The sequence below is a fragment of the Rhodococcus spongiicola genome, assembly GCF_004011835.1.
Lineage (GTDB): Bacteria > Actinomycetota > Actinomycetes > Mycobacteriales > Mycobacteriaceae > Prescottella > Prescottella spongiicola.
Map to the genome: position 1 here is coordinate 141,162 of NZ_RKLN01000006.1, position 15,871 is coordinate 157,032.

Annotated in this window: 13 protein-coding genes; 5 read left to right on the forward strand and 8 right to left on the reverse strand. The window is 65.5% G+C overall.

Annotation, left to right across the window (positions count from 1 at the left end):
• Positions 1-227 precede the first annotated feature (227 nt).
• Both EF834_RS16230 and EF834_RS16235 read left to right on the forward strand, forming a co-directional pair.
• On the forward strand, positions 228-1,442 hold the full coding sequence (locus EF834_RS16230; RefSeq protein WP_127948258.1) for an acetyl-CoA C-acetyltransferase: 1,215 nt from the start codon (positions 228-230) through the stop codon (positions 1,440-1,442).
• Positions 1,443-1,474: 32 nt separating this feature from the next.
• The gene (locus EF834_RS16235; RefSeq protein WP_127948259.1) at positions 1,475-3,616 is read left to right on the forward strand and encodes a 3-hydroxyacyl-CoA dehydrogenase NAD-binding domain-containing protein; all 2,142 of its coding nucleotides are present in this window, start codon (positions 1,475-1,477) and stop codon (positions 3,614-3,616) included.
• Positions 3,617-3,725: 109 nt separating this feature from the next.
• Here the strand turns inward: EF834_RS16235 and EF834_RS16240 are convergent, their stop codons facing one another.
• The 5 genes from EF834_RS16240 to EF834_RS16260 all read right to left on the reverse strand — a co-directional run bounded on the left by EF834_RS16240 (position 3,726) and on the right by EF834_RS16260 (position 9,219).
• Positions 3,726-5,027: a class I SAM-dependent methyltransferase gene (locus tag EF834_RS16240; RefSeq protein ID WP_127948260.1), complete on the reverse strand. Its 1,302-nt coding sequence runs from the start codon at positions 5,025-5,027 to the stop codon at positions 3,726-3,728.
• Positions 5,024-6,604 carry an FAD-binding oxidoreductase gene (locus EF834_RS16245; protein ID WP_127948261.1) on the reverse strand — a complete coding sequence of 527 codons (1,581 nt, stop codon included), beginning with the start codon at positions 6,602-6,604 and terminating at the stop codon, positions 5,024-5,026. Before EF834_RS16245 ends, EF834_RS16240 begins: the two co-directional genes overlap by 4 nt.
• A gap of 69 nt (positions 6,605-6,673) precedes the next feature.
• Positions 6,674-8,092, reverse strand: coding sequence for an MFS transporter (locus EF834_RS16250; protein ID WP_127948262.1), 1,419 nt, complete (start codon positions 8,090-8,092; stop codon positions 6,674-6,676).
• Positions 8,089-8,544, reverse strand: coding sequence for a MarR family winged helix-turn-helix transcriptional regulator (locus tag EF834_RS16255; RefSeq protein ID WP_127948263.1), 456 nt, complete (start codon positions 8,542-8,544; stop codon positions 8,089-8,091). Before EF834_RS16255 ends, EF834_RS16250 begins: the two co-directional genes overlap by 4 nt.
• A gap of 222 nt (positions 8,545-8,766) precedes the next feature.
• Positions 8,767-9,219: a MarR family winged helix-turn-helix transcriptional regulator gene (locus tag EF834_RS16260; protein WP_127948264.1), complete on the reverse strand. Its 453-nt coding sequence runs from the start codon at positions 9,217-9,219 to the stop codon at positions 8,767-8,769.
• Between the two features lie 598 nt (positions 9,220-9,817).
• On the opposite strand from EF834_RS16260, the gene EF834_RS16270 reads away from it, so the two are divergent.
• On the forward strand, positions 9,818-10,141 hold the full coding sequence (locus EF834_RS16270) for a YbaB/EbfC family nucleoid-associated protein (RefSeq protein ID WP_127948265.1): 324 nt from the start codon (positions 9,818-9,820) through the stop codon (positions 10,139-10,141).
• 9 nt (positions 10,142-10,150) lie between these two features.
• Complete coding sequence (gene recR / locus EF834_RS16275; RefSeq protein WP_127948266.1) at positions 10,151-10,759, forward strand: recombination mediator RecR; 609 nt, start codon at positions 10,151-10,153, stop codon at positions 10,757-10,759.
• 6 nt (positions 10,760-10,765) lie between these two features.
• Here recR and EF834_RS16280 read toward each other — a convergent pair whose 3' ends face one another.
• Positions 10,766-11,701 (reverse strand): LysR family transcriptional regulator, encoded by a 936-nt coding sequence (locus EF834_RS16280; protein ID WP_127948267.1) that lies wholly within the window; start codon positions 11,699-11,701, stop codon positions 10,766-10,768.
• A gap of 129 nt (positions 11,702-11,830) precedes the next feature.
• On the opposite strand from EF834_RS16280, the gene EF834_RS16285 reads away from it, so the two are divergent.
• Positions 11,831-13,177, forward strand: a complete 1,347-nt coding sequence (locus EF834_RS16285) for an NAD(P)/FAD-dependent oxidoreductase (RefSeq protein ID WP_127948359.1) — start codon at positions 11,831-11,833, stop codon at positions 13,175-13,177.
• A gap of 80 nt (positions 13,178-13,257) precedes the next feature.
• Here the strand turns inward: EF834_RS16285 and EF834_RS16290 are convergent, their stop codons facing one another.
• Together EF834_RS16290 and EF834_RS16295 are read right to left on the reverse strand one after the other, a co-directional pair.
• A complete protein-coding gene (locus tag EF834_RS16290; RefSeq protein ID WP_235871258.1) occupies positions 13,258-14,094 on the reverse strand; it encodes an oxygenase MpaB family protein in 837 nt (278 codons plus the stop codon).
• 121 nt (positions 14,095-14,215) lie between these two features.
• On the reverse strand, positions 14,216-15,733 hold the full coding sequence (locus tag EF834_RS16295; protein ID WP_127948269.1) for an aldehyde dehydrogenase family protein: 1,518 nt from the start codon (positions 15,731-15,733) through the stop codon (positions 14,216-14,218).
• Between the last annotated feature and the right edge of the window lie 138 nt (positions 15,734-15,871).

Below are 15,871 nucleotides of genomic sequence, written 5' to 3' on the forward strand. Positions count from 1 at the left end.
TTCCAGAAGTCCCGGCTGCCCCCGGAAGGGTAGCGGGCTACGGCAAAGTTCGCAGAAAGGACAGGTTCCGCTGCGTGTGATCGCCTCGGTCACAGACCCGGATCGGTTCGGTCCTTTCCGGCCACCGGAACGCTTCCTAAGGTGGATTTGTCGAAATCTGTGCGTTGCACGAGTTGCCGTGACGGCACCCGAAGTGTGCACGGCAGACGTGAACAGGAAGGAACACCGTGACCACAGAGGCATTCATTTATGAAGCCATCCGAACCCCACGCGGCCGGGGAAAAAAGACCGGTTCACTGCACTCGGTCAAGCCGATTTCGCTGGTCACCGGCCTGATCCAGGAACTGCGCAACCGATTCCCGGGGCTCGACGAGGACCGCATCTCCGACCTGATTCTCGGTGTCGTCTCGCCTCTCGGCGATCAGGGCATGGACATCGCGCGCATCGCGGCCACCGACGCCGGCATGCCCGACACCGTCGGCGGTGTGCAGATCAACCGTTTCTGCGCCTCGGGTCTCGAGGCCGTCAACATGGCCGCGCAGAAGGTGCGGTCCGGCTGGGACGAGATGGTCGTCGCCGGTGGCGTCGAGTCGATGTCGCGCGTGCCGATGGGTAGCGATGGTGGCGCGTGGGTCAACGACCCCGCCACCAACTACGACAACTACACTGTCCCGCAGGGCATCTCGGCGGACCTCATCGCCACGATCGAGGGCTTCTCCCGTGACGACGTCGACGCCTACGCCGTCCGCTCGCAAGACCTGGCTGCGAAGGCGTGGAGCGGTGGCTACTTCGCCAAGTCCGTCGTCCCGGTCAAGGACATCAACGGCATCACCGTCCTCGACCACGACGAGCACATGCGGCCGGGGACCACGGCCGAGGGCCTGTCCGGCCTGCAGCCCTCGTTCGCGACGATCGGCGAGATGGGCGGCTTCGACGCCGTCGCGCTGCAGAAGTACCACTGGGTCGAGAAGATCAACCACGTCCACCACGGCGGCAACAGCTCCGGCATCGTCGACGGTGCCGCGCTGCTCCTCGTGGGCAGCGAGGAGGCCGGCAAGGCCATGGGCATGACCCCGCGCGCCCGCGTCGTCGCGACCGCGACCTCCGGTGCCGACTCGACGCTCATGCTCACTGGCCCGACCCCCGCCGCCAAGAAGGTGCTCGCGCAGACCGGACTGACCCTCGACGACATCGACCTGGTCGAGATCAACGAGGCGTTCGCCTCGGTCGTCCTCAAGTTCCAGAAGGACCTGAAGATCCCGGACGAGAAGCTGAACGTCAACGGCGGCGCCATCGCCATGGGTCACCCACTCGGCGCCACCGGCGCGATGATCACCGGAACCATGATCGACGAGCTCGAGCGCCGCGGCGCCAAGCGAGCCCTGGTGACGCTGTGCATCGGCGGCGGCATGGGCGTTGCCACCATCATCGAGCGCGTCTGACGCTCACAGGACAGACAGGAGAGACGAGAACAGTGAGCGATCAGAACATCATCGCCTGGGAGCAGGACGCCGACGGCATCGTCGTGCTCACGATCGACGACCCGAACCAGGGCGCGAACACGATGAACGAGCGGTATCTCTCTTCGATGCGGGCCACCGTGGACCGCCTCTACGCGGAGAAGGACTCGATCACCGGGGTGGTGCTGACGTCGGGTAAGAAGACGTTCTTCGCCGGCGGTGATCTCAAGAACATGATCGAGGTCGGACCCGAGGACGCCGAGCAGATCTACGAACACTCCAACACCATCAAGTCGGACCTGCGTCGGCTCGAGACGCTCGGCAAGCCCGTCGTCACGTGCATCAACGGTGCAGCCCTCGGTGGCGGCCTCGAGATCGCACTCGCGACCCACCGCCGCATCGCGGCCGACGTCAAGGGCGTCAAGATCGGCCTGCCCGAGGTCACCCTCGGCCTGCTTCCCGGCGGCGGCGGCGTTGTGCGCACCGTCCGCATGTTCGGCCTGATGACCGCTTTGACTCAGATGCTGCTGCAGGGTCAGCAGCGCGCGCCGCAGCAGGCCAAGGAGGTCGGACTGGTCGACGAGCTGGTCTCCTCCGTCGAGGAGCTGGTGCCCGCCGCGAAGGCGTGGATCAAGGCCAACCCCGAGTCGGGCGTTCAGCCGTGGGACAAGAAGGGCTACAAGATCCCCGGCGGAACCCCCGCCACACCGGCCTTCGCCGCGAACCTGCCGGCCTTCCCGGCGAACCTTCGCAAGCAGATCAAGGGTGCCCCGATGGAGGCCCCCCGCGCGATCATGGCCGCTGCCGTCGAGGGCAGCCAGGTCGACGTCGACAACGCCCTGCGCATCGAGTCCCGCTACTTCACCAAGCTCGTCACCGGTCGGGTCGCGAAGAACATGATCCAGGCGTTCTTCTTCGACTTGCAGGCCATCGGGTCCGGCGCGTCGCGGCCGAAGGATGTTCCCAAGCGGGAGATCAAGAAGGTCGGCGTGCTCGGCGCCGGCATGATGGGTGCCGGTATCGCGTACGTGGCCGCGAAGGCCGGATTGCCCGTGGTCCTCAAGGACGTGACCCTCGAGGCCGCTGAGAAGGGCAAGGGGTACGCCGAAAAGCTCGAGGCCAAGGCCCTCTCGCGCGGCAAGACCACCGAGGAGAAGTCCAAGGCCCTGCTCGACCGGATCACGCCCAGCGCGGACCCGGCCGACTTCGCGGGCGTCGACTTCGTCGTCGAGGCCGTCTTCGAGTCCGCCGATCTGAAGAAGAAGGTCTTCCAGGAGATCGAGGACATCGTCGAGCCGGACGCCCTGCTCGGTTCGAACACCTCGACGCTGCCGATCACCGACCTCGCGACGGGCGTCAAGCGGTCCGAGGACTTCATCGGCATCCACTTCTTCTCGCCGGTCGACAAGATGCCGCTGGTCGAGATCATCCGCGGCGAGAAGACCTCGGACGAGAGCCTGGCCCGCGTCTTCGACTTCGTGCAGGCGATCCGCAAGACCCCGATCGTCGTCAACGACTCGCGCGGCTTCTTCACCTCGCGCGTCATCGGCACCTTCGTCAACGAGGCGATCGCCATGGTCGCCGAGGGCATCGAGCCGGCGACCATCGAGCAAGCGGGTATGCAGGCCGGCTACCCGGCTGCACCGCTGCAGCTGTCGGACGAGCTGAACCTGACGCTGATGCAGAAGATCCGCGCCGAGACGAAGGCCGCGGCGTTGGCCGAGGGCAAGGAGCTTCCGGCGGACCCGGCGGGCGACGTCATCAACTTCCTCGTCGAGGGCAACGACCGCAAGGGCCGTCTCGGTGGCGCCGGCTTCTACGACTACGAGGACGGCAAGCGTGTCGGGCTGTGGCAGGGGCTGCGGGACAACTTCAAGTCCGGCTCGAACAAGGCGCCGATCCAGGACCTGATCGACCGCATGCTGTTCATCGAGGCGATCGAGACGCAGAAGTGCTTCGACGAGGGTGTCATCACGTCCACCGCCGACGCCAACATCGGCTCCATCATGGGCATCGGCTACCCGGCCTGGACCGGCGGTGTCAGCCAGTTCGTCGCGGGCTACCCGGGCGGTAAGGCCGGCTTCGTTGCGCGTGCCGAGGAACTTGCTGCCAAGTACGGTGAGCGCTTCACTCCGCCGGCGACGATGAAGGGCTGACGAAGCACCGAGAGCAACGGCTCCCGACGAGAAACGGCTCCCGACCGGAACCACCGGTCGGGGGCCGTTTCTCTGTCTTCAGGTGTTTGTCTTGCGGGTGTTTCCTGGATCAGCCCTTCCACCACGGGCGCAGCGGCACGCTGGCCTCACCGTTGGGTCCGAGCTTGACCGCCAGGACTTGGTGTAGCTGAACGACGTTGCGCTCGAAGCCGAGTCGCGAGCCGGCCATGTACAGACCCCACACCTTCGCGGTACCCTCGCCGACCTCGGCGACGCATGCGTCCCAGTTCTCGACGAGGTTTCGGCACCACCCGGCCAGGGTGAGCGCGTAGTGCTCGCGCAGGTTCTCTTCGTGGCGCACCTCGAGGCCTACGTCCTGCATCTCGCTGATGATGCGGCCCGATCCGGTGAGTTCGGCGTCGGGGAAGATGTACCGGTCGATGAAGTAGCCGGCTCGGGCGTTGCTGCGGTTGCCGGGGCGCGTGATGCAGTGATTCAGCAGTCGGCCACCTGCTCGCAGTTTGTCCTTCATGAACCCGAAGTACGACGGGTAGTTGTGGACGCCGATGTGTTCGGTGAGGCCGATCGACGAGATGGCGTCGAACCCGGTCTCCGGTACGTCGCGGTAGTCGGAGAACCGGACCTCGGCCAGGTCGGACAGCCCTTCCGCGGCGATTGCCTTCCGTGCCCACTCGGCCTGCTCGCGCGAGAGGGTGACGCCGATGGTCTTGACACCGTGGCGGGCGGCGTAGCGGACCATTCCGCCCCAGCCGCAACCGATGTCGAGCAGCCGGTCGCCTTCCTTCAGTCCGAGCTTGTCGAAGACGAGGCGATACTTGTTCTCCTGTGCGTCCTCGAGGCTCATGTTCTCGGACTCGTACGCGGCACAGGTGTAGGTCATCGACGGGCCGAGCACATACTCGTAGAAGGCGTTCGAGACGTCGTAGTGGTGGTGAATCACCTCGGCATCGCGAGACTTGGAGTGCCGCAGGCCCTCTGCGAACCGGCGCCAGCGTGGCCGGTGTTCCTGCGGCGGGGGAGCGATGGGGAGCAGGTTGTCCCAGCCGATGGACCTGGTGATGGCCGCGATCTGCTTCGCCGAGGGGCGCCGAAACTGCAGGTCGGTCATCGCCCCGAGGATCTCGTACGGGTCGCCCGGATGCACCCCGACGGCCTCCAGGTCGCCCGCCACGTAGGCGCGGGCCATGCCGAGGTCGCCGGGGGCGGTGGCCAGGTAGGTGGTACCGCGAGTCGAGTTCAGGCGAAGGCCGTAGGGTGCGTCCTCCGGCCCCGTCGCGCTGCCGTCGTACGCGGTGAACCGCAGGGGGATCTGACCATCGGAGACGGTTTCGAGAATCTGAGCGAGGCTGAGCTTCTGAGCAGAGTCGGCCTTCGTTTTGAGAATCGTCATTTTCGTTGCACCGCCTTTGAATAGAGGTCCAGCAGTCGTGAATCGGGGTCGTACCGTTTCTTGATCTCGGTGTAGTGGTCGCCGCCGTACAGCAGCGCGAACGCGTCCGCGTCGTAGAACGCGTCGGAGTACAGGGACTTGTGGCCGTCGAGTTCGGCGACCTTGTTCTCGATTCGGCGGTTCGCGGCACCGACGGGAGCGCCGGGCTCGATGGGCACCGACGACCAGAAGCCGACGTTGACGTAGGTGCGATGCGGTTCGAGCGGATACAGCGGCCACGGCCGCGGTGCGGCCGTTCCATCCTGCCGCGGTGCGGCCGTTCCATCCTGCCGCGGTGCGGCCGTTCCATCCTGCCGCGGTGCGGCCGTTCCATCCTGCCGCGGTGCGGCCTTTCCGTCCCGCCCTGCTTTGGCCTTTCGCCGTGACCGCGGTCGCTTCGAGCCGGTTCCCTGCGGACCTAGGTCGCGAAGGCGCAACGGACACAGCCACAGCGGCTCGATCGGGATCTCCTCGAGGAACCAGCTCAGGAACTCCGAGGTGCGGTCGAGGGGGACCTCGATGTCCTGCACCACGCGCTCACGCGGCGGCAGCCCCTTCCTGGCCTCGAGGCGGTCGCCGATGTCGTACTTCCGGTCCAGCGCGATGAGCTTCCAGTAGAAGCTGCTGCGCCGGTAGCGTTTCGGCCAGAACCGTCGGATCTTGGGGTTCTGTGTCCCGAACGCGCGCGAGCACCAGAACCAGTCGGTGTCCCACCGCCACAGGTAGTCGTGAGTCGTCAGTCGGTCCGTCTTGGGGTGGTTGATCGATTCGTGTTGTATGGACCGGTAGTAGATATCCATGTCGGTGTAGTCACTGACCGGTCCGGGCTCGTCGGTCTGCACCCCGAGGGTCAGGTATGCCTCGTTCGCGGTGAAGACGACACCGTCGAGGTAGTCGACGGCGATGCCGTCCCACATCCGTTCCTCGACGATCCGGTCCATTGACTTCTGGAGCTCATCGAGGTCGGTGAACCGCAGGTGCCGCAGGGCCACGAACCGTTTCACCGGCTCGAGCTCGATCCGGAGGCGGGTCGAATAGCCCAACGTTCCATAGGAATTCGGGAACGCACGGAACAGGTCCGAGTGCTCGCCGTGGGGGGTCGCGGTGACGATACTGCCGTTGCCGGTAAGGATGTCCATCTCGAGCACCGACTCGTGCGGCAGTCCGTTGCGGAACGAGGTGGACTCGATGCCGAGGCCGGTGACTGCGCCGCCGAGGGTGATGGTCTTCAACTGAGGCACCACCATTGGGGCGAGCCCGTAGGGAAGCGTCGCGGCCACGAGGTTCTCGTAGGTGCACATTCCCGCGACATCGGCGGTGCGGGCTTCGGGATCGACCGAGATGACCCCGTCCAGCCCGGATACGTCGAGACCCGGTGCGCTGCTTCGCGTCCGCGCCCGGAACAGGTTGGAGGTCTTCTTCGCAAGTCGGACGTTCGCATCAGGCGGGATCGCCCGGTAGCTCGACAGCAGGCGCTGCACTCCCGCACGATGCACGGCAAGCCCGGTTTCGCGGATACCAGTGTAAGAATCGGCCACACCCTGACGCTATCGCTACTCCGACCGCTCGACCATCCATATCCGTGAAGACCCAGGCATCTGCCGGAACTAGCGGGTGTGAGCATGGCGCCGATCTCCCATGTTCCGCGAAATCAGGACACCCACGAGTAGAACAGTTCCGACGACGGCAATGAACCAGCCTGTGCGGTGTAGGCCTTCGTCGCCGATGATGCGACCGGAGGTGGTAGCCAGCACAACGGCGGCGAGGTTCGCTCCGATGTACTGCACGGTTCGGTACATTCCGATCGCGGTGCCGACTTCCTCGAGAGAGGTGACCGAGCTGACCAGATTCTGATTGCCGATGTTGTTGAACCCATTGGGAATTCCCAGCACTACTGCTACCAGGAGAAGCACAAGGATTGGGGCCGTACTACTTTCCACCGAGGCCAGGAGCAGACCACCGATGAGAAGTGCTCCCGTGCCGACGGCGAGTGTTCTGCGCGCTCCGTGACGTGCGTATGTGTGTGAGGCGATCAGCGTGGTGAGGGCCCCGACCGCGGCGACCGGAAGCATTGTCAAGCCGGCCTGCGTGGCGCTCATCCCGCGGGAGTACTGCAACCATTGGGGAACACCGAAGTAGACGCAGTAGAACGCCGAGTAGGTGAGCAGCGTCCGGGTGAGCGTCGCACTGAGCGCACGGTTTCGGGTGAGGGCCCGAACGTCGATGAACGGCTCGTCGGCCCGCCGTTCCCACTGGATGAACGAGGCGAGCGCCATCGCCCAAAGGGGAATCAACCACCAGATGGGGTCGGTGGTGAGCGATAGCAGGAAGAGCATCGTCGACGAGATCAGTACGAGAAGCAGCAGCGCTCCCACCACATCGAGCGAGCGCAGCAGCTCACGGCGCCTCACGGACGTGATTCGGGCGGAGCCGACTCTCGCGAATCTTGTGACCAGGACGGCACTGAACGCGGCGACGGGAAGGTTGATCCACATGATCGAGTGCCATCCGAACGCCCCCACCAAGAGACCGCCGAGCGTCGGACCCAGTGAGACGGTTGCCTGACTGCAAACGGTCAGGGTCGTGATCGCGCTTCGAGGCTGAGCCCGATGGCGCTCCGCGTACTCCCGAATCATCGTCATCGCATTCGGGTATTGGGTGGCAGTTCCGATTCCGATAAGTACGCGGGCGAAGATCAGCCAGCCGACGGTCGGTGCCAGGATGCCGACGATCGAGCCGAGCGACACGATGGCGAGTCCTGCGAGGTATACCTGCCGAGCACCGAGCAGAGCGCCGAGCCTACCCGCCATCGGGGCCGTTACGGCTGTCGCTATGTACAGGCCCGAGATCACCCACGCGATACCGGACGACGAGCCGAACTGCGCGGCAATACCGACGATCGCGATGGCGATCATCGACGAGTTCAGAGGCTGCAGAATACTTCCGGCAGCAATCGAACCGCTGACCCGAATCGGGATGCGCCGACTCTGCCGTCCACCAACCGAATCCTTGACGAGGACGCTCATGAGGCCACCACTGACCGCGGTTGCAGTGCCGACTCCGGAATGTGGGCGAGTCGTCGCAGTAGCTTGCCGGCGATGAACAGCAGTTCGCGCTCGGCGTCGGTGCACTCGGCGTCGAGGGCCGCCGAGAGCCATTCGCTTCGCCGCGCCCGGTCAACCTCGAGGGTCTGTGACCCGAGTGCGGTGATCGCGACGATGCTCGCGCGGGCGTCCTGGGGGTCCGCGGTGCGCGAGACCATCCCCGCGTCTTCGAGCAGCGAGACTGTCCGGGCGATGGACTGGGGGGCGACCTGCTCCAACCCGGCCAACGCCCGAGCGCTCATCGGCCCTTCTTGGTGGAGGTGGGCCAGCGCATGCAACTGCGTGGGCGTGAGTTGGTGGCGTGCCCTCTGACTCCGGATTCGCCTGCTGAACAGAACGACGTCTTCGCGGAGTCGATTGACCTTCTCGTCCATTTCGCACCCTCTCGTCTAGTTCTCAGCCTCTCGCCCCAGCTCTATAGTTAGACAGTCTAGCTGTCATAATTCTTGGAACCAAGCCCTGTTTGCGCGCGATATAGCACACAGTTCGAGATTATTGACCAGTATTGCTGCCTAATACGCCGCTAGCCCGAGAAGGGTGCGGACCCATCAGGTTGTGCCGCGCCGGCAGCGGCTACCGCTGCGTTCATCGGTTCGTCAGTTCACCAGGGACTCCCGCTGCGGCACCGGCTCCGGGGTTGCGGCGAGGCGTCGCAGCAACTGGCCGGCGATATACAGCAGTTCGCGCTCGGCGTCGGTGCACTCGGCGTCGAGGGCCGCCGAGAGCCATTCGCTTCGCCGCGCCCGGTCAACCTCGAGGGTCTGTGACCCGAGTGCGGTGATCGCGACGATGCTCGCGCGGGCGTCCTGGGGGTCCGCGGTGCGCGAGACCATCCCCGCGTCTTCGAGCAGCGAGACTGTCCGGGCGATGGACTGGGGGGCGACCTGCTCCAACCCTGCCAACGCCCGAGCACTCATCGGCCCTTCGCGGTCGAGGTGAGCCAGCGCTTGCAACTGGGTGGGCGTGAGTTGATGCCGCGCCTTCTGACTCCGGATTCGCCTGGTGAACAGAACGACGTCCTCGCGGAGTCGATCGACTCTCGAGTCCATGTTTCACCTCACTACACACGGGCACGCTGATTAGCACACACAGACAGCCAATTAGTCAGTGTAGCTGGGCATTGTTGGCTGCTCATAGCGCTCGAGGACGGGCAGACACCGAACAAGACGAAGCGGCATTCACAAGTAGTGCAACGCAATAGCATCGCTCGGGTCATGACCGAACACCCGAAACGGCTGAATGGCAATCCGTCAGCAACCCTGCCCATCGGACCGGGTGCCCGGATACCGGCCTCACCAGGCAGCATGTGGATGGGGTCGATTAACTGCATTCTTGCGGATCATCATCCGGGAAGGCTCAACCTCCCGCAGTGCACGAATTCTGACCACTGATGGAGGTGCTTGATCGCGATCATTGCTGGTGGGCGTGCAGGATAGACAGGTGGACCCCGAAACAGGGAGAGCTCACCAGTGGCACAGGTCAGCGCGAGCAGTTCCGTCAATACTGCCGCGACTGCGGAGCAGGCGCTTGCCGCCTTGTCGGACCAGGAGACCGTCCGGCGGCGACGCTCGCGAACCTACTGCGTGAACTGGGCTGACGTGGGCGACGGACTAGGCTGACCAAGCAACTTCAGAAAGGACAAGCCAAGTGCAACCAGGTGGACAACCCGACATGCAGCAGCTCCTCGCGCAGGCGGAGCAGATGCAGCAGCAGCTGATGGCCGCGCAGGCGGAGATGGCTCAGGCAGAGATGACCGGGCAGGCCGGCGGAGGTCTGGTGACCGCCACGGTCAAGGGCACCGGCGAGATTGTCGGCCTCACGATCGACCCCAAGGTCGTGGACCCGGACGACGTCGAGACGCTGCAGGATCTCGTGATCGGTGCGATCGCGGATGCGTCGAGCAAGGCCCAGGAGATGGCGGCGAGCAAGCTCGGCCCCCTCGCCGGCGGCATGCCCGGGCTTCCCTTCTAGAGGCGCGCCTTGTACGAAGGCCCCGTCCAGGACTTGATCGACGAGCTGGGCAAGTTGCCCGGTATCGGGCCCAAGAGTGCCCAGCGCATTGCGTTCCACCTGCTCTCGGTAGAGCCACCGGAGATCGATCGATTCCAGGCGGCGCTGCAGAAGGTGCGCGACGGCGTCCAGTTCTGCGTGGTGTGCGGCACCGTTTCCGAGGAGGAGAAGTGCCGCATCTGCTCTGACCCGCGCAGGGACCGCACCGTGGTATGCGTCGTCGAGGAGCCCAAGGACGTGCAAGCGATCGAGCGCACGCGCGAGTTCAAGGGGCGCTATCACGTGCTCGGAGGCGCGCTCGATCCGCTCAGTGGTGTCGGCCCGGACCAGTTGCGGATTCGGGAACTGTTGACACGCATCGGAAATCAGGAGGACGGCGTCGACGTCACCGAAGTGATCATCGCGACCGACCCCAACACGGAGGGAGAGGCGACGGCGACGTATCTGGTGCGGATGCTGCGCGACTTCCCAGGGCTGACGGTGTCGCGGTTGGCCTCGGGGCTACCGATGGGCGGTGACCTCGAGTTCGCCGACGAGCTCACTCTCGGCCGTGCACTGTCGGGGAGGCGCACCCTGTAGCTGCGGCTACTGATCGTCCGGTGTGCCCCTGATCTGCAGCGGCGCTCTCAGGGGCACACCGCTTTCCGAGGTAACCGTCTGCCGCAGGGACTCGACGAGGCTCGCGATGCCGGGCGTGCGGGAAGCCCCGGTGCGGACGACGGCGTTGACGGGCACCCGCAGTCGGTTGTTCCTCTCGCGCATCACGCAAAGTCCGGTTCGCGGGACCTCCGCGACGGTACTGGCGTATAGGACCGTCCACGCGCGCGGATTCGTGATGATGTCGAGGATCGCCGTGTGGTCGCGCGCGATGGGCGGACCCAGTTGGACGCGACGGCCGACGTCGACGAACGCGTTCTCCACGACCGTGTGGATGAGGACCTGGCTCTGCCGGGGCGGCAGGAGCAGTGGATATGGAGCCAGTTCGCTGAGTTCGACGGTCGAAAACGCCGATACCGGGTGCTGATTGGACGTCGCGATCATCAGGTCCTCGACGCCGAGCTCGAGGGTCTCGAGGCCTGGCCGGTCCACCTCGCCGCGGATCAGCGCGATATCGGCGTCGCCGGACGCGACGGCCTCGACGCGGTCGGTGAAGTCCTTGATCACGAACTCGATGTCCAGGTGAGGGTGCTTCTCGCGCACGTGGGCGATAGCGGCGAGGTTCTGCGGGGCGAAGCTCATGCTGGCGGTGATCCGGATGCGGTTGCGGGGCTCCTTCGCGACAGCGAACGCCTTGACTTCGAGGCTCAGCACCTCCTGAGCGATCGGGACCAGACGAGACCCGGCCGGAGTGAGCTTGACGGAGCGGGTGGAGCGGTCGAACAGCGATGTGCCGAGCTCCTGCTCCAGCTTGGTTATCTGATGGCTGATCGCGGACTGCGAGATGAAGGAGCGTTTCGCCGCGTTGCTGAAACTCAGCTCCTCGCTGACGGCGAGGAAGTAGCGCAGCTGCCGGAAGTCCACGGGACGACATCCTACTTATGAGCGATCGAGATAACTGTTCTTCGAATGTCCTCGCCAGCTGGCGGAAGGTTCGTTAGCGCTCCTACGGTGTCTCTTGTACATCTCAAAGAGGAGGTAGCCGTGGGACAGATGGGCGCAGCAGTAGTGGACCGGACCGAAGTCGTCATCGTCGGATCCGGATTCGGTGCCCTCGCCGCGGCGAAGAAGCTGGCCAAGGCCGGCAAGCCGTTCGTTCTGATCTCGGAGACCACCGAGCACCTCTTCCAGCCCCTGCTCTACCAGGTGGCAACGGGTGTCCTCGCCACCGGCGAGATCGCCCCGTCGGTGCGTGCGATCCTCGCGAAGTATCCGCATGCAGATGTTCGGCTGGGCCGCGTCGTCGACGTGAACCCGGAGGAGAAGGAACTCGTCTACGAGGCCGCCGGCCAGCGTCATACGCTCGGCTACAACTCGCTCGTCGCCGCCACCGGCGCACGGCAGTCGTACTTCGGCCGTGACGAGTTCGCCAAGGTCACCTACGCGCTCAAGACCGTCGACGACGCCGAGCGGCTGCGTGACCAGATCGTGCGCTGCTTCGAGGAGGCGCACACCACCAGCGACGTCGAGCGTCGGAAGAACCTTCTCAGCTTCATCGTCATCGGGGCCGGCGCGACCGGCGTCGAGCTGGCCGGCCAGATCAAGGAACTCGCCGCACGCTACTTCGAGCAGTCGATCCGCGGCATCACCGCCGCCGACGTCACCGTCACCCTGGTCGAGGGTGCAGGTGTCGCGATGCCCGCCTACGGCGGCAAGCTCAGCGAGTACACCAAGGCGTCGCTCGAGAAGTCGGGCGTCGAGGTGGTCCTCAACACCCTCGTCACCGACATCGACGACCACGGAGCGACCCTCGTGTCGCACGGCAGCGAGAGCGGCGAGCGTCGCACCGCCGAGACCATCATCTGGTCGGCGGGCGTGCAGGCCAACGACTTCGCGGCTGTGCTGGCCGAGCGCACCGGTTGCGAGACCGACCGCGCCGGACGCCTCCTCGTCAACCGCGACCTCACCGTGGGCGGCCGGGCCGACATTTTCGCGGTCGGCGACATGACGTCGCTGGACAACCTTCCGGGACAGTCGCCCGTGGCGATGCAGGGTGGCCGCTACGTCGCCGACACGATTCTCGGAAAGGTCCAGCGCGGCACGCCGTTCAAGTTCCGCGACAAGGGCTCGATGGCGATCATCAATCGGTTCCGCGCCGTCACCAAGGTGAAGAACATCGAGCTCACCGGGCCGATCGCGTGGGTGCTGTGGCTGGTGGTGCACATGGTGTACCTGGTGGGCTTCCGCAACCGCTACGTCGCGGTGATGTCGTGGTTCGGGTCGTTCCTCGGTAACCGGCGTCCGCACTTCTACTACGCGCAGGAGGTCGGTCCGATCGAGGTCCCGGACACCCGCATCCCCGAGAGCAAACCAGCCGAACCAGCGACCGTTGCCGCGTAGCTGACGCACGGCTGCAGTGATCCCAGGCTTCCTTCGAAGCCTGGGATCACTTGAATACTCGGTTCACTCGAATACTCGGATCACTGCACCCCGAGGTCTCGGGGGCGGTAGCCGACGGGGTATCCGGGGTAGGTTCGGTTCCCCGGGTCGCCGGCACCGGCGGACACCCGCCGCTTGGGGAGTACACGCACAATCGCAGATCGGGCACGCAGTCCGGTCTCGACGGCGGTGCGCACCCGCGGCGAGCCCGTCGGGAACCCGAACGCGGCGGACATCCGATCGTCGATCAGCGCATACACCGCGGCCGCGACGGGGCGTTCGAGCAACCTCGGGTACCACGATTGGAACAGCCGCAGGGTGTAGGTGCCGATGCGATGGTTGTCCTCGCTGTAGACGAAGTGGTCCCGTTCGTAGTCCATCTTGAAACGTTGGAAACCCTGGTACGAATCGGGAATATCCTTGATACCCATCCGGATTCCGACCTGACGATAGAAGTGGTACGACGCGAGCCGCTCGTTGGGGTGCAAGCGGCGCCAGCCGTACCTGTCGATCCAGTCGATCGGGTCGTACACGAAGGTCGACAGCACGTAGCGCATGTCGTCGTTCGAGATCGTGTACCGGCCGTGCATGCGGTTGATATTGCGCAACGACTCGCGTCCTCGCTCGGAGTCGTAGCCGTGCTCGACTAGTTCGCCCATCAACAACGCGGTGTCGTCGTAGCGTTTCTGGGGGCGATGTTCGAACTCGCCCGTGCGGGCGAGCAGTGCCGAGATCGACGGCACGCAGTACGTACGGAACAGGGCGAATTCGAGCGATCGCTGGTAGTCCCAGGGGAATTCGTAGCCGGCGGTGATGCGGATGATGTCCTGGTGCCGGCTCTGTGGGTCCAGCCCCTCGATCACTCTCACCCATCCCATCCGGCCGGGACCGGCGTGCGGATCGCGCTCCGGGGTTGGGAAGGTTCGAAAGGTTTTGCCTCGGTGGGAAGCCGAACGTTGATCGGAACGCGAACTCACCGAATTCGTGGGTGACACACGCTTACCGCCCATGCCGGGCCTTGAGCAGCCACGCAGAGGCCTTCATGTCGCGGGCGGATCGTTCGAGACTGAGCAGCTTCAGCGGGGCCGGGAACCGCTGGACGGTGACGGCCTTGGGGCGGCTGAATTCGCGGAGACCGTCGGCGCCGTGGATCCGGCCGAAGCCTGACTCGCCGATGCCGCCGAACGGCAGTGAAGGAACGCCGACGAAGCCCAGCACCGAGTTGACCGACACCATGCCCGCGCGCAGGAGTTCCGCGATCTCGCGGCCGCGGGACCGGTTGCGGGTGAACACCGACGAACCCAGACCGTACGCGCTCGAGTTCGCCCGTTCGACACCCTCCTCCAGGTCGCGCACACGGTTGACGACGACGGTCGGGCCGAACGTCTCCTCGCGCACCTCCGATGACTCCTCCGGCACGTCGGTGAGGATCACGGGGTCGACGAATCGCTCATGGACGGAGTCGATTCCGCCGACGACCGCCCTGGCGCCCTTGTCGAGCGCGTCGGCGATGTGGTTGCGGACGACGTCGACCTGGCTGGGGAGGGTCATCGGCCCGTACGAGTCCTCGTCGGACCCGCCCGGACGTACCCGCTCGACCGCGGAGGTGAACTTGTCGAGGAACTGCCGGTACACCGGTTCGGCGACGTAGATGCGTTCGACGCCGACGCACGTTTGGCCGGCATTGCCGAATGCGCCGAAGGCGGCGGACTCGACGGCCTTGTCGAGGTCGGCGTCCTCAGCGACGATCATCGCGTCCTTGCCGCCGCACTCGGCGACGAGCGGCGTGAGCGACTCGGCGCAGATCGCCATGACCTTGCGTGCGGTGGCGCTCGATCCGGTGAAGGCGACCTTGTCGACACCCGCCCGGCACAGGGCGGCGCCGGTCTCCCCGAAACCAGTGACCACCTGCAGAACGGGCTGGCCGGGCGCGAGCGAGTTCCATTTGGTCTCGAACCACTTTCCGACGCCCGGCGTCAGTTCGCTGGGCTTGAAGACGATCGCGTTGCCCGCCGCGAGGGCGTAGGCGAGCGACCCCATCGGCGTGTACACCGGGTAGTTCCACGGGCCGATGACGCCGATCACTCCGAGGGGCTGGTACCCGACGCTGGCGGACTGGTTCGCGCTCACGAGGCCGGGGGACACGCGACGCGGCTTGAGGATCTTCTTGGCGTTGCGGGCGGCCCAGTCGAGGTGCTCGACGGCGAGCATCACCTCGAGTAGGGCATCGTCGTACGGCTTGCCGGTCTCGGCGGAGACTGTGCGGGCGAGGTCGTCGGCATCCGACGCGATCGCTCTCTTGAACTCGAGCAACCAGTCGCGACGGCCGCGGAAACCCTGCGCCCTCCACCAACGCGCCGCACCGCGCGCCCGCTCGACCGCGGCGGCAACGTCCCTGTCGGTGGTCACCGGATACTCGGCGAGCACCGTCCCGGTCCGCGGATCGAGGCTCGCGAAGGTCGACGGGGCGGCGTCCGGCGATGAGTCGGGGCTCGTGTCGCGTAGTTCGCGGGTCATGTCGAACTCCCTCAGCTGCGAGGACAGTGGCGAGAAAATTTGCTGTGACTTACTGTGATAACGCTCACATTATTAGGGCCACCGAGCGCGGACAAGCCGATACGCCGCCTCGGCTCGTCCCCTGGATTCCAGTCGACC